Raw genomic sequence first — 13,747 nt, forward strand, 5'->3', positions numbered from 1 at the left:
AATATGAAGTTAGCATTAGATCCATCCATGTATCGTGATGATTTAACTTTGGAGGAAACGGTCTATAAAACGGCGGAGCTTGGCTACGAATATATCGAACTTTCGCCGCGAGAGGATTTTTGTCCATTCTATAAATATCCGAAAGTCGATTCAGCAAAGATCAAACAATTAAAGCGCCTTTTAAGGGATACAGGTGTTAAGCTTTCATCACTCCTTCCGCTTTACCACTGGGCGGGTCCTGATGAAGACCGCCGGCAGGCAGCGGTGCGCAATTGGAAGCGGGCGATCGAAATTGCGGTTGAACTTGAAGTGGATTTGATGAACAGCGAATTCAGCGGATCAAAGTATGATCATTTAACAAGTGAAGAAAAATTTATCAAATCCATGGATGAGCTTCTCCCAGTCTTTGAAAAAGAAGGCATTAAACTCAACCTTCAAGCCCACCCATACGATTTTATCGAAACGCACAAAGGTGCGATGGATATGATCCGCGCGCTTGACAAGGATTGGATCAATCTTGTCTACTCGACTGCGCATACGTTCTTCTATGATGACGGCAAAGGCGATATTGAGACCATGTTTGACGAAGCCGGGGACCGCCTCACACATGTTTTATTTGCAGACACCTATAATCATAAAGCGGCTCATGGCTTGCGCTACATCGTCAATCCGCCTGACGCGAAAGTAACGGTTCACCAGCATTTGGACATTGGCCAAGGCGAAGTTGATTTTGAGACGATTTTCAGAAAACTGAGAGAGATGAAGTTCGACGGAATTGCGACAAATGCCGTATTTGCTTGGGTCGACGAAAGAGCGGATGAATCAAGCCGATTTATGCTTAAAAAAATGAAAGAAGAATTAGGTCTGGCATAAGTTGAGCATGGAGTTCGGCGGGATATGGCGAACAGCCTTCCTGCCGAACTCCCTTCATATCTAACACGCAGATGGGGGAGTCTGACATGAAACTTTGTTTTAATGAAGCCACAACATTGGAAAACTCAAACCTTAAACAGGATTTAGAGCTTTGCGAAAAGCACGGCTATGATTATATTGAAATCCGCACAATGGATAAGCTGCCGGAGTACTTAGAAGACCATTCACTGGCTGAGCTTGCGGAGTATTTTCAAACTCATCACATCAAGCCGCTTGCCTTAAATGCGCTCGTTTTTTTCAACAATCGTGATGAAAAGGGCCATAATGAGATCATCACTGAGTTTAAAGGCATGATGGAAACGTGCAAAACACTCGGTGTGAAATATGTGGTAGCCGTTCCGCTTGTGACAGAGCAGAAGATTGTAAAAGAAGAGATCAAAAAGAGCAGTGTAGAGGTGCTGACTGAGCTTTCAGATATCGCGGAGCCGTACGGCGTAAAAATCGCGCTTGAATTTGTCGGCCACCCGCAATGTACAGTCAATACGTTTGAACAGGCGTATGACATCATAAACACAGTCAACCGGGACAATGTCGGGCTTGTCCTTGACAGTTTCCACTTCCACGCCATGGGTTCGAACATTGAGAGCTTAAAGCAGGCGGACGGAAAGAAAATCTTCATCTATCATATCGATGATACCGAAGACTTCCCGATCGGCTTTTTAACGGATGAAGACCGCGTCTGGCCGGGACAAGGGGCGATTGACTTAGATGCCCACTTATCAGCATTGAAAGAAATCGGTTTTTCAGATGTTGTATCGGTTGAGCTCTTCCGCCCTGAATACTATAAGCTGGATGCTGAGGAAGCCATTCAAACAGCGAAACAAACAACAGTGGACGTCGTATCAAAATACTTCAATATCTAATGGAAAAAGGAGGGGTGGACATGGCTTTTGTATCGATGAAAGAGCTTCTTGAAGATGCAAAGCGGGAGCAGTATGCGATCGGCCAGTTTAATATCAACGGTTTGCAGTGGACGAAGGCGATTTTGCAGGCGGCGCAAAAGGAGCAATCACCGGTCATCGCCGCGGCTTCCGATCGCCTGGTCGACTATTTAGGCGGATTTAAAACGATTGCCGCCATGGTCGGCGCGTTAATGGAGGACATGGCGATTACCGTTCCCGTGGTGCTTCATCTTGATCACGGAAGCAGTGCGGCACGCTGCAGACAGGCCATTGACGCCGGATTCAGCTCAGTGATGATTGACGGCTCCCATCAGCCGATTGACGAGAATATCGCGATGACAAAAGAAGTCACCGATTATGCCGCAAAGCACGGCGTGTCAGTAGAAGCGGAAGTCGGCACGGTCGGCGGAATGGAAGACGGCCTGGTCGGCGGGGTCCGCTATGCCGATATCAAAGAATGTGAGCGGATCGTCAAAGAAACCAATATCGACGCGCTGGCCGCTGCCCTCGGCTCTGTACACGGCAAATATCAGGGTGAGCCGAATCTCGGATTTAAGGAAATGGAGGCTATCTCCCGCATGACTCATATTCCCCTCGTTCTTCACGGGGCATCCGGGATTCCGCAGGATCAGATCAAAAAAGCCATCACGCTCGGCCACGCGAAGATCAATATCAATACGGAATGTATGGTCGCCTGGACAGACGAAACACGCCGCATGTTTCAGGAAAACAGCGATCTGTACGAACCGCGCGGCTATATGACACCCGGCATTGAAGCCGTGGAAGAGACAGTGCGAAGCAAAATGAGAGAGTTCGGATCAGCTGGTAAAGCAGCTAAGCAGCAGGTCGGCTGAAGAGACCAGAAACCGCCGGGATGGCGGTTTTTTTGCGCGGTGTTGCGTCCGTACGCCCAAAACGATTATGATGATGGCAGCAGTGTAAGAAACGGGAGTGGTTCAGTTTGAATAAAATCATGATTGTGGAAGACAGTGAAGACATTCGCGGACTATTGCAGAATTACCTTGAAAAATACGGATATCAAACAGTAGTCGCCGCGGATTTTACGGCTGTTCTTGATGTCTTTTTGCGGGAAAAGCCCGATGTGGTGCTGCTTGATATCAACCTGCCGTCCTATGACGGCTATTATTGGTGCCGCCAGATCCGCCAGCACTCCACAAGCCCGATCATTTTCATTTCAGCCAGAAGCGGGGAAATGGATCAGGTGATGGCGATTGAAAACGGCGGAGACGATTATATCGAAAAACCGTTTTCCTACGATATTGTGCTGGCGAAAATCAAAAGCCAGATCCGGAGGGCGTACGGAGAGTACGCCGCAAAGCAGGGGGAGAAAGTGGTTGAATATGCCGGCGTCCAGCTCTTTGTGGAACGTTTTGAACTGCGTTTTCAGGATGAAAAAAGCGAGCTTTCTAAAAAAGAAAGCAAGCTTTTGGAAGTGCTGCTGGAGCGGGGAGAAAAGGTGACGAGTCGGGACCGTCTCATGGAAAAGACGTGGGACACCGACATATTCATCGATGATAATACACTTAACGTGTATATCACGCGGCTCAGAAAAAAACTGCGGGAGCTGAATGCACCTGTTTCTATTGAAGCGGTGCGGGGCGAAGGCTACCAGCTGAGGGCGCAGTCATGAAGCTGTTTCTCCGGTCTCATGCAGTGCTGATTCTGCTTTTTCTCCTTCAAGGGCTGTTTGTCTTCTTTTATTACTGGTTTGCAGGTCTTCATTCTTTTTCTCACCTGTTTTACATATTGGGCGTGCAGCTTCTTATTTTGGCGGGCTATCTTGCCTATCGCTGGTACAAAGACCGCGGTGTGTATCATTGGCTCAGCTCGGAGCAGGAAGGGACGGACATCCCGTATCTCGGTTCTTCAGTGTTTTGTTCAGAGCTATATGAAAAGCAGATGGAGCTAATCCGGCTGCAACACCAGAAGCTCCATGAGACCGAAGCTAAGCTGGAAGCGCGAGTGACGTATATGAATCAATGGGTGCACCAAGTGAAGACGCCGCTGTCGGTCATTAATTTAATCATTCAGGAAGAGGATGAACCCGTTTTTGAACAAATCAAAAAAGAGGTTCGGCAGATTGAATTCGGGCTGGAGACGCTTCTTTATTCATCAAGGCTCGACCTGTTTGAGCGGGATTTTAAAGTCGAAGCGGTTTCCTTATCAGAGCTTCTCCAATCAGTCATTCAAAGCTATAAACGATTTTTTATTCAATACCGCGTTTATCCGAAAATGGACATTCGCGATGACCATCAGATTTACACTGATGCAAAATGGCTCAAATTTGCGGTCGGCCAAGTGGTTACAAATGCGGTCAAGTATTCGGCAGGCAAGAGTGACAGACTGGAGCTGAATGTCTTCCGTGATGAAGACAGGACGGTGCTTGAAGTCAAAGATTACGGTGTCGGCATTCCCTCGCAAGACATCAAGCGGGTGTTTGACCCATATTATACCGGCGAAAACGGGCGGCGTTACCAAGAATCTACGGGAATCGGCCTCCATCTCGTCAAAGAAATTACGGACAAGCTCAATCATACGGTGGACATCAGCTCGTCTCCCGGTGAAGGGACATCGGTTCGATTTTCATTTCTTACAAAAATGTAAGGCTGCGTTAAGAAAACAACATAGCTCGTTTTGTTTCCCCTTGATAACATGGATTTACGTCAAGGGGATTTTTATGTTAAATGCCCCGGCACTACATGAAAGCAGCCCAGATCAACAAGAATAAAATCATAAGGAGGATTCTCATGGCGAATATGCTTGAAGTCAAACATATAAATAAAACCTATAAAGGACAAGTATCTTATCAAGCCTTAAAGCAAATTTCATTTTCAATAGAAGAAGGCGGGTTCACGGCGGTGATGGGGCCGTCCGGGTCCGGAAAAACAACGCTTTTGAATATCATTTCAACGATTGACCGTCCAGATTCAGGCGATATCCTGATTCACGGAGAAAACCCGCATCGCCTGAAGCGGACAAAGCTCGCTCATTTCCGACGCAAGCAGCTCGGATTTGTGTTTCAGGATTTCAATCTTCTGGACACGCTGACAATCGGTGAAAATATCATGCTGCCGTTAACGCTTGAAAAAGAAGCGCCGTCTGTCATGGAAGAAAAACTGCACGCCATCGCGGCAAAGCTCGGTATCGAAAACCTGCTTAACAAACGGACGTTTGAAGTATCCGGAGGCCAGCGCCAGCGGGCCGCCATCGCAAGAGCGGTCATTCATAAGCCGTCACTCATTCTGGCCGATGAACCAACTGGAAACCTTGATTCCAAAGCGACAAAAGACGTTATGGAAACGTTGCAGAGCCTGAATCGGGATGATCATGTCACGGCTTTGATGGTGACCCACGATCCGGTTTCGGCAAGCTACTGCCGCCGCGTCATCTTTATAAAAGACGGCGAATTGTTTAATGAGATTTACCGCGGGGAAAACCGCCAAGTCTTTTATGAACAAATTCTTGATGTGCTGTCTATGCTGGGGGGAAACGCAAATGACCTTTCTTCAGTTCGCTTATAAAAACGTCACGAGAAACAAAAGGGCCTATCTTGCATTCTTTTTAAGCAGCGCCTTTTCCGTTTTGATTTTCTTTACCTTTGCGATGTTCCTGTTTCATCCGGCATTAAAGGAAGGCTACCTGAATAACATCGCCAAAAAAGGCCTAACCGCTGCGGAATGGATGATCTTTGTTTTTTCTTTCTTATTTGTTCTGTATTCGGTTAATGCATTTTTGAAATCGAGAAATAAAGAATTCGGCATTTTGCTTATGCAGGGTATTACGCCGGTGCAGCTGAGAAAGCTCATTACGGCGGAAAACATGATCATTGGCGTCATGTCGATTGCAGCCGGGATTATCGGAGGATTCATTTTTTCAAAGACGTTCTTTACGGTCGGCGCTTATATTTTAGAAATGGACGCGCTGCCTCTGTATATGCCTTGGAAAGCGCTCGGCATTACGGCCGGCGGATTTCTGCTCTTATTTTTCCTTTTATCGCAGTTCACAATCCTTTTTGTCAGATCAAATACCGTTATCAAATTAATAAAGGGCACTGACAAGATTAAGCCGGAGCCGAAGCCGTCCGTGCTTCTGTCCTTATTCGGCATCGCCTGCCTGTGCGTCGGGTACGGAATGGTTCTGAAAGGCAATGTCCACGGGACTCAACCGTTTATCATTTTACTGCTCACCGTCATCGGTACGTATTTCTTTTTCAGCCAAAGCAGCATCTGGATTCTGCGCGCGCTGAAGAAGTGGAAAACCTTTTATTTGCGCGGGAAAAATGTCATTTGGGTTTCTGATCTTGTCTATCGTTTAAAAGACAACGCCCGCCTGTTCTTTATCGTCAGCATTATTTCCGCGGTTGCGTTTACGGCGACAGGCGTGCTCGCCATGTACAAATCGACCGTCGGGGCTGAAGAGTCCGCTTATGAGATGGAATATATATCTTTCAGCAACAATCCAAAAGAACAGACTCATTTGAAAGATATTGACCATGAACTGAAAACACACGGCTTTACGTATAAGAAAGACAAAATAGATGTTTCCTATGTTCGCTATCAGGAAGGAGAAACTGTTCCCCCTGTTTACATGATCAGCGAATCGGATGTGTCAAAATATTTCCATGTTAAGCTGAACGGCCTGAAAAGTGATGAGGCTGTCTATTTTCCGGGCACGTATGACCGCAATTTCAAAAACGAAGCGCCGGATCAGCTGAAGCTGCTGAATCAAAAAGGCAAGCCGTCTGACCAAAAACTGTCGGTAAAAGAAGTCCAAAAACCGCTGATTTCATTGAATGCCATCATCGCGGTGAACGATCAAACCTTTGATCAGCTTAAATCACTAGGTGATAAAGCGTCATTATACGGCTACAGCTATGATCATTGGAAAGACAGTCTTGGGATCAGCCAATCCTTGAAAAATGAGATTTACGGCAACTATATCGACGTGCATTCTGATTTTATGGCAAAAGCCGGGACTTACTATGATACGGTGCAGCTGCCGAGCTTGAGTTTATTCATCGGGCTGTTTATCGCGATCGTCTTCTTTGTCGCGGCAGCAAGTTTCTTATATTTCAGGCTGTTCACCGATTTAGATGAAGATCGGGAGCGCTACCGTTCACTGGCCAAAATCGGCCTGAGTGAGCGTGAAATGTCACAAAGCGTGACGATACAATTGGCGATTCTCTTTTTCTTTCCATTTGTCATTGCCGTCATGCATACGCTGTTTGCCCTGAGAACATTGGCCGTCGAAGGCTATTCCGATGTAGTGGGACCGCTCAGTCTCACGATCGGAGGGTTTTTCATTTTTCAGCTTTTGTTCTTCCTCGTGGTGCGATCAAACTATTTGAAAAAAATGAACAAGTAAGGGGAGTACAAAGATGAAAAAAGCATTGGCGATCCTGGCCGTCTTGGCGGCTGCTGCCGTAATATGCGGTCTTCTCTTTTTTCATAATGATGTTACAGACCGATTTAATCCGTTTATTCACCAGCAAGATGTCTATGTGCAGATTGATCGAGATGGCAGACATCTTAGCCCGGGCGGTACTGAATATACATTAGACGGATACAATGCATCCGGGAAAAAAGAAGAAGTGACCTTTTTCGCCGGCAAAGAGCTTCGGAAGAACGCGTATTTGAAGGTGAAGGCGAAAGGAAAGTATGTCGAGACTTGGGAAGAAGTCAGGTTTGAAGATATGCCGGACTCCGCACAGTCAGCATTAAAATGAATCATAAAAAAGGCACAGTCCCTCATGACTGTGCCTTTTTCTTTACTTTTTATTTTCTTCGGCCCGTTTGATCAGCATGTCGGCGATGATATCCACCTGTTTGCTGACAGAAATCGGATCGTACGGGTAGAACGTGTCGAAGTCATTGATAAACACGCGATTATGTTTAACAGCGTCAAGGTTCTTCCAAATAGAGGAGTTCTCCAGCTTGTCGAGTGTTTTGCTTTCGCCCTTCGGGTTGTAGTCCGTAATGAACATATAATCTGCGGCATACTCAGGAATCACCTCTTGAGAGAGCTGTTTCATCTCTCCTTTTTTGATGACATCTTGTTCAATTTTTTCAGGCGCTTTTAACCCGAGCGCATTGTATACAGCTTGGCCGCCGCGTCCGCCATTGTCATTGAATACCCAGAATTCGCCCTTGTCTGTGTTTTCATAAATGCCGAAGGTCGCATCTTTGTCGATGACGCCGGCAATTCTCTTTTTAGCCGCGTCCGCTTTTTTGTTAAAGTCAGCCATAAATGAGGTTGCTTTGTCTTTCGCTCCGGCGATATCTCCGAACATGCTGACTGTGTCCTCGACGTTTTTCGCTGTGTTATAAGGTATGACAACAGTCGGAGCGATTTTCTTTAATTTATCGACATTCTCTTCATTCATGACAACAATGAGGTCAGGCTGAAGCTCCATCACTTTTTCAACGCTGATTGGATCACCGACATCCTTCACATTTTTCAGCTTTGATTTTAAAAACGGATTATCAAATGACCACGAGCCTGAGCCGACTACATTGGCCCCGACAGAAAGCAATTCACCGGCATAAAAATCAGTGACGATGCGTTTTGGATGTGCAGGAATGTTGACGTTCCCTTTAGGTGATTTGTATGTCCTCATTTCTGTCTTTTCGGAAGCAGAATCGCTTGAGCTCCCTTTAGAAGCCGTGCCGCTGCAAGCGCTGACAAACATGAGAAGCAGCACAAGCATGCCCACGAGCAATGTGTTCTTTTTCATCAAAAACCCTCCCAATATGTATGTGAATAGATTAGTAATGATTATCATTATCAATTAATAATATAGCAAGAAACCCATTCTCCGTCTATCACTATTTTCAAGGAAGAACGTTTTTTCATTTATAGGTGACGCGGTATGCCTAATCGATTATTATAGGTAAATAGGAGGAGAAAAATATGGGAATTACAAAAAGAGGTGCCGCTTGGGAATGGCTGCATAGCTGGTGGATGCTGTTTATTTTCATGCCTTTTGCCATTACCAGTTTTTTTGCCTTTTTATTTATTGGCATCAAGGTTAGAAATAGAAAGTGGATAATGTACGGAATCATTTATTTTTTCATTTTTGCGTTTGGTTTTGTTTTGCCCGATCTGCCTGGCGTTTTTGTTGTGCTCCCGTTGTGGGCTGTGACCATTATTCACGGCTTTAAAGTGCGCCCGCTGTATTTGATTCAGCTGGATGTCTACAAGGATCATGTGGAGGCACGGGCTTTTGCCGAGGCAAGAAGTGAAGCCGAAAGCAGATTTCATGCGCCGAAACAGTCTATTCAGGATATACATATTCGCAAAGAACAGTAAGAAAAAAGCTCAACACTCGCATTGTGTTGAGCTTTTTCTATCCTACTGCTGGTAGGATTGCTGTTGAAATGGCGTATTTTGGCCGAATGGAAGTGTAGACACATTCGTATTCATCACGCTGGATTGTCCAGTAAGTTCCTGCTGCATTTGGTTGCACATGTTGACAACCTGCTGGCACTTTTGAATCGCCATGTCATGTCCGTGCAGCGCTTGTTGAATCGTATGTGCTGCTTGTTGTTCGTGGTTTAGAATTTGCTGCAGCATTTGAATGTTTTGCTGCTCCTGGTGAAGCATTTGGCGGTATTGCTGGCTGCTTTGCTGTGTTTGCTGAATGAGCTGCTGAGCAGTCTGGCGGCATTGGTTCAGCTGCTGCAAGCCGTGTTGTGTATGATGCATAAATCATTCCTCCATGTGATCGATTGACGTGAGTCGGTATTATCATGCAACTGGCATGAAAAGAAATTCTGTCAAAGAGGAACTACAATTATTTTCCTCAGCCCCTCTGTCTTTGAATGAAAACGGTAAAGATTGTATACTGGGTACAAACCCTTTTTATGTAAATGTTCCGTTTTAACATATAAGAATGGCGGAAAACGAAACCCTGAATTGGGAGAATCGTCTTCCGCTTTTTTTCTTTGTTTGCTCAGAAACCGCCTTCCCCTGCAGTAAATGGGATATTCAGTCTGTTTTCTACTGTGCGGAGGCGCTGATTGAGCCGATTTAAGCGGCGTGTATGGCGTTCAACAGCCTGGCTTAGCTGATTGACCTGTTCGGCAATCCGTGCAATTTCCCGATTTTGACGGCGGTCTTCGTTTGTCAGACGGGTTAATTCTCTCGACTGCTGTTCATTTTGCCGTTCAAGTGCCGCGATTCTTCTTTCCAATGCAGGCTGTCTTTCCATTTGGTATGGCTCGTATATATCCTGCTGTGGATAAGGGCTGTATTCATAGTGGCTATAGTAAGGTTCCTGCTGAGGCAGCTGTGGGCTGTAATATTGATAAGGGTTCATTATGATCAATCTCCTTGTGGGTGAATTCCTTATAACTTATGTAGTCATTGGCACAGTGCCACGGCATTCGCCTAAAAAAAGGAGGAAAGGATGGGGATCTCCTTGAAAAACAAATATGGCATTTTGTTATTTATTGCTGTATGCATGATGGTATCCGGCTGCCAGCAGCAAAAAGAAGAGACGCCGTTTTATTACGGAACGTGGGATGAGGGAATTGCTCCCGGGCCAACGGACGGCGTGAAATCAGCAACGGTCACATTTACCAAAGACGAGGTTGTGGAAACGGAAGTGATGGAAGGAAGAGGAGAGGTTCAGCTGCCTTTTATGGCATACAAGGTAATTTCCCAAAGCGCTGACGGGTCTATCGAGATTCAGTATCTCGGTCCCTATTATCCGCTCAAAAGCACGCTGAAAAGAGGAGAAAACGGGACGTTGATATGGGAGCAAAATGGACAGACAAAAACGATGACAAGAATTGAATCAAAGACCGGCAGGGAGGAGAAAGATGAGAAATAAAAATGCTGAAAGACTGGTGGCAGCGGGACTTGTTTTACATATCATTCAGTGGATATTTATATTATGGGCTTTTCTCAAGGTCAAACATTTATTTAGTGACTATACGATCTATAACCCTAATGTCATCAGCGGCTCCATGCAGTCCTTATCGTTTATACAAATGATGCGCGCTATGGTGTACTCAGGGGCAATCGTGAATTATGTGTTGTTTTTTGCCCTTGTATTGCTTATTTATGGCATCGTGCTTCATGCCATCCTGATCGTTTTGGAAATGGCGGCTTACGTTATGATCAGACGGAATCCTGCATCTTCATGGGGATTCTTTTTCATCGCGGCTGGTGTGAAGCTTGCCATCTTAAATATAACCGGCATTCCGTTTATAGCTGCCGGCTTTATGCTGATGAAACAGAAAAAAGCAGAAAACGTCGTGAAAACAGAAAGAAAGCGGGAACCGCGAAAACGTATCCGAAGACAAGGTCGGCGTCTAAACAGAATCCGGAGAAAACCATCTCTTCCGGTTGAATATCAAAAAGGAAAAACGATATGATGGGACTATAGACTGAAAACGACATGAAGGAGATGCAGGATGTACAAACTCATTGCAATTGATATGGATGGAACACTTTTAAATGATCATCATGAAGTAACAGAGGAGGTCCGCAACGCGCTTCACGCGGCAAAAGCGGAAGGTGTCAAAATCGTGCTTTGCACCGGCCGGCCTATCGGGGGTGTGCGGAGATACTTAGATGAACTGAATTTAATTGAAGAAGGCGACTATGTCATCGCTTATAATGGGGCGCTTGTTCAAAATACGCATACAAATGAAGTGGTCTCAGAGCTGTCTCTCGGCTATGATGATTTGGCTTCATTATATGACCTGAGCTTAGAGCTGAAGACGCCGATGCATTTCTTTGATTCATCTCATTTGTATACGCCTAACCGGGATATTAGCGAATTTACCGTATACGAATCCTATGTGACACAGGTGCCGCTTCATTTCCGCAAGATTGACGAGGTGCCTAAAGATATCCTCATCCCGAAAGTGATGTTTATTGATAAACCGGAGAACTTAAGCCGCGTCATTACATCGATTCCAAAAGACGTGAGAGAAAAATATACAATGGTCAGAAGCGCGCCGTTCTTTTACGAAATTCTGCACCCGGAAGCCAGCAAAGGAAATGCTGTACGCCAGCTGGCACAGCTGCTCGGAATCGAGCAGGCTGAAGTCATGAGCATAGGCGACAACGGGAATGACCTGACAATGATCGAATGGGCGGGCTGCGGGGTTGCCATGGCAAACGCCATCCCAGAAGTATTGGGAGCCGCGAACTTTCAAACACGCTCCAATAATGAACATGGGGTTGCGCATGCGATTCACGAGCTTGTTTTGGCGAAATAATAATGAAATCCAGCCTTTTAGGCTGGATTTTTTGTTATGTTGTGCCCGGCCGGTCTGTAAGCGCCATGAAGCCTTTTTGCGGAATGGACGCTACAACTTCTTTTCCTGCTCCTTATAATATCAGCGATTGATCATGAAACTGCAACATTTCTGATTGGCTCTGATACAGCAGGGGCTAGTAAAAATAAAAAGGAAGCTTTCACCATAAACATCAGCATAGTACATTGAAAGAATCTCTTCGTCTTTATGTTGGAAGGTGATGTCAATCTTTTGACGAATCTCTTTGTCTTTCGTTATGCTGATAAAACAAGTTGTTCACAAAATGTATGATTTTAGCCTGAAATGGAAAGGGGACTGAATAAGATGTGCACAAGTCTTACATTGGAAACTGCTGACCGGAATCATTTATTAGCGAGAACAATGGATTTTGCATTTCAGCTGGGGACGGAGGTCATTCTCTATCCGCGCCGTTACAGCTGGAAGAGTGAAGCTGACGGAAGGGTGCATCAAACACAGTACGCGTTTATCGGTATGGGGAGAAAACTTGGAAATATATTATTTGCCGACGGAGTTAATGAAAGCGGTTTATCTTGTGCGGCGCTTTATTTTATGGGATATGCGGAGTACGAAAAAACACTTCGGGGAGACGGCGTTCATATTGCCCCGCATGAATTTGTAACATGGGCGCTATCAGTTTGTAAGTCTTTGGATGACGTAAAAGAAAAGATCCACTCTTTAACGATTGTGGAGAAGAAATTAGATCTATTGGATACCGTTTTACCGCTGCACTGGATATTGTCAGACCGGACGGGACGCAGCCTGACGATCGAACCGAGAGCAGACGGCATCAAAATCTATGACAATCAACCAGGTGTCATGACGAACAGCCCCGACTTTTTATGGCATGTGGCCAATCTTCGGCAATATATAGGATTACGGCCGAAACAATTCGAGAGCAAGGAGTTGGGCGGATTGGTGCTGTCCGCTTTTGGCCAGGGCTCGGGTACAGTGGGTCTGCCGGGAGATTATACACCGCCTTCACGGTTTGTCAGAGCTTGTTTTCTGAAAGAACATCTAGAGCCTGCGGCAGATGAAACGAAAGGTGTATCAGCAGCTTTTCAGCTTTTGGCAAACATGGCGATACCCAAGGGTGTTGTGATAACTGAAGAAGACGAAATTGATTATACGCAATACACTTCTGTGATGTGCAGCGACACGGGAAACTACTACTTTCACCACTACGACAATCGGCAAATCCAAAAAGTAAGTTTATTTCATGAAGACCTAGACCGCCTTGAGCCTAAAGTGTTTTCTGCTAAAGCGGAAGAAAGTATTCTAGAACTTAATTAAGATACAATGAGCTGATTTCGGTATGAATCCGGGATCAGCTCATTTTTTTATGCGATGTCTCAGCTTCTGAATGAGTGACAAAATGAACCGTTCTGCGACGGCGATCACGCGCGTTTATTAGCAAAGAGCAAAAGCGACGGCAAAACGCGTATGGTCGGAAGTACAGATATGCATTTATATAAAACTTTGAATCAAAACGAGTCTCAGCATCATCAGGCTGTTTTGTAAGGATACAGGTTGCACAAATGCCATCCCATGATGCTGCGAGATTCTTTTCAGCTTAAAAAGAAAAATTTGATCTTAACTCAT

16 protein-coding genes are annotated in these 13,747 nt (G+C 45.5%); 13 read left to right on the plus strand and 3 right to left on the minus strand.

The genetic code is table 11. The annotated features are described in order from the left end of the window. Positions 1–3: 3 nt before the first annotated feature. The 8 genes from BFW96_RS00845 to BFW96_RS00880 all read left to right on the plus strand — a co-directional run bounded on the left by BFW96_RS00845 (position 4) and on the right by BFW96_RS00880 (position 7,581). Entirely contained in the window at positions 4–873 is an 870-nt protein-coding gene (locus tag BFW96_RS00845; RefSeq protein ID WP_069838356.1) for a sugar phosphate isomerase/epimerase family protein, read from the plus strand. An 86-nt stretch (positions 874–959) separates the two neighbouring features. Further along, positions 960–1,796: a 2-keto-myo-inositol isomerase gene (iolI, locus tag BFW96_RS00850; protein ID WP_069838357.1), complete on the plus strand. Its 837-nt coding sequence runs from the start codon at positions 960–962 to the stop codon at positions 1,794–1,796. A gap of 20 nt (positions 1,797–1,816) precedes the next feature. Further along, a complete protein-coding gene (gene iolJ, locus BFW96_RS00855; RefSeq protein ID WP_069838358.1) occupies positions 1,817–2,689 on the plus strand; it encodes a 6-phospho-5-dehydro-2-deoxy-D-gluconate aldolase in 873 nt (290 codons plus the stop codon). A 107-nt stretch (positions 2,690–2,796) separates the two neighbouring features. Then, positions 2,797–3,486: a two-component system response regulator YxdJ gene (gene yxdJ, locus BFW96_RS00860; RefSeq protein WP_014666014.1), complete on the plus strand. Its 690-nt coding sequence runs from the start codon at positions 2,797–2,799 to the stop codon at positions 3,484–3,486. Then, positions 3,483–4,460: a two-component system sensor histidine kinase YxdK gene (gene yxdK, locus BFW96_RS00865; RefSeq protein WP_069838359.1), complete on the plus strand. Its 978-nt coding sequence runs from the start codon at positions 3,483–3,485 to the stop codon at positions 4,458–4,460. Before yxdJ ends, yxdK begins: the two co-directional genes overlap by 4 nt. A 143-nt stretch (positions 4,461–4,603) precedes the next feature. Beyond that, positions 4,604–5,377 (plus strand): ABC transporter ATP-binding protein YxdL, encoded by a 774-nt coding sequence (gene yxdL, locus BFW96_RS00870; protein ID WP_069838360.1) that lies wholly within the window; start codon positions 4,604–4,606, stop codon positions 5,375–5,377. Continuing rightward, complete coding sequence (yxdM, locus tag BFW96_RS00875) at positions 5,352–7,220, plus strand: ABC transporter permease YxdM (protein WP_069838361.1); 1,869 nt, start codon at positions 5,352–5,354, stop codon at positions 7,218–7,220. Before yxdL ends, yxdM begins: the two co-directional genes overlap by 26 nt. Before the next feature lie 13 nt (positions 7,221–7,233). Continuing rightward, entirely contained in the window at positions 7,234–7,581 is a 348-nt protein-coding gene (locus BFW96_RS00880; RefSeq protein ID WP_069838362.1) for a YxeA family protein, read from the plus strand. A gap of 42 nt (positions 7,582–7,623) precedes the next feature. On the opposite strand, the gene BFW96_RS00885 is transcribed toward BFW96_RS00880, so the two are convergent. After that, positions 7,624–8,589 carry an iron-hydroxamate ABC transporter substrate-binding protein gene (locus tag BFW96_RS00885; RefSeq protein WP_040081278.1) on the minus strand — a complete coding sequence of 322 codons (966 nt, stop codon included), beginning with the start codon at positions 8,587–8,589 and terminating at the stop codon, positions 7,624–7,626. 176 nt (positions 8,590–8,765) lie between these two features. Between BFW96_RS00885 and BFW96_RS00890 the strand changes: the two genes are divergently transcribed. Beyond that, positions 8,766–9,164 carry a hypothetical protein gene (locus tag BFW96_RS00890; protein ID WP_069150640.1) on the plus strand — a complete coding sequence of 133 codons (399 nt, stop codon included), beginning with the start codon at positions 8,766–8,768 and terminating at the stop codon, positions 9,162–9,164. Positions 9,165–9,206: 42 nt separating this feature from the next. Here the strand turns inward: BFW96_RS00890 and BFW96_RS00895 are convergent, their stop codons facing one another. Both BFW96_RS00895 and cotNE read right to left on the minus strand, forming a co-directional pair. Next, entirely contained in the window at positions 9,207–9,560 is a 354-nt protein-coding gene (locus BFW96_RS00895) for a hypothetical protein (protein ID WP_014666007.1), read from the minus strand. A gap of 247 nt (positions 9,561–9,807) precedes the next feature. Further along, positions 9,808–10,173 (minus strand): inner spore coat protein CotNE, encoded by a 366-nt coding sequence (cotNE, locus tag BFW96_RS00900; RefSeq protein WP_014666005.1) that lies wholly within the window; start codon positions 10,171–10,173, stop codon positions 9,808–9,810. Positions 10,174–10,263: 90 nt separating this feature from the next. On the opposite strand from cotNE, the gene BFW96_RS00905 reads away from it, so the two are divergent. The 4 genes from BFW96_RS00905 to BFW96_RS00920 all read left to right on the plus strand — a co-directional run bounded on the left by BFW96_RS00905 (position 10,264) and on the right by BFW96_RS00920 (position 13,438). Beyond that, positions 10,264–10,689: a DUF3255 family protein gene (locus BFW96_RS00905; protein WP_014666004.1), complete on the plus strand. Its 426-nt coding sequence runs from the start codon at positions 10,264–10,266 to the stop codon at positions 10,687–10,689. After that, a complete protein-coding gene (locus tag BFW96_RS00910; protein WP_069838363.1) occupies positions 10,679–11,236 on the plus strand; it encodes a hypothetical protein in 558 nt (185 codons plus the stop codon). Before BFW96_RS00905 ends, BFW96_RS00910 begins: the two co-directional genes overlap by 11 nt. Before the next feature lie 39 nt (positions 11,237–11,275). Continuing rightward, complete coding sequence (yidA, locus tag BFW96_RS00915) at positions 11,276–12,088, plus strand: sugar-phosphatase (protein WP_069838364.1); 813 nt, start codon at positions 11,276–11,278, stop codon at positions 12,086–12,088. 363 nt (positions 12,089–12,451) lie between these two features. After that, positions 12,452–13,438 carry a choloylglycine hydrolase family protein gene (locus BFW96_RS00920; protein ID WP_069838365.1) on the plus strand — a complete coding sequence of 329 codons (987 nt, stop codon included), beginning with the start codon at positions 12,452–12,454 and terminating at the stop codon, positions 13,436–13,438. Positions 13,439–13,747 lie beyond the last annotated feature (309 nt).

This window comes from Bacillus sp. F56, assembly GCF_001748205.1.
Taxonomy (GTDB): Bacteria; Bacillota; Bacilli; order Bacillales; family Bacillaceae; genus Bacillus; species Bacillus stercoris.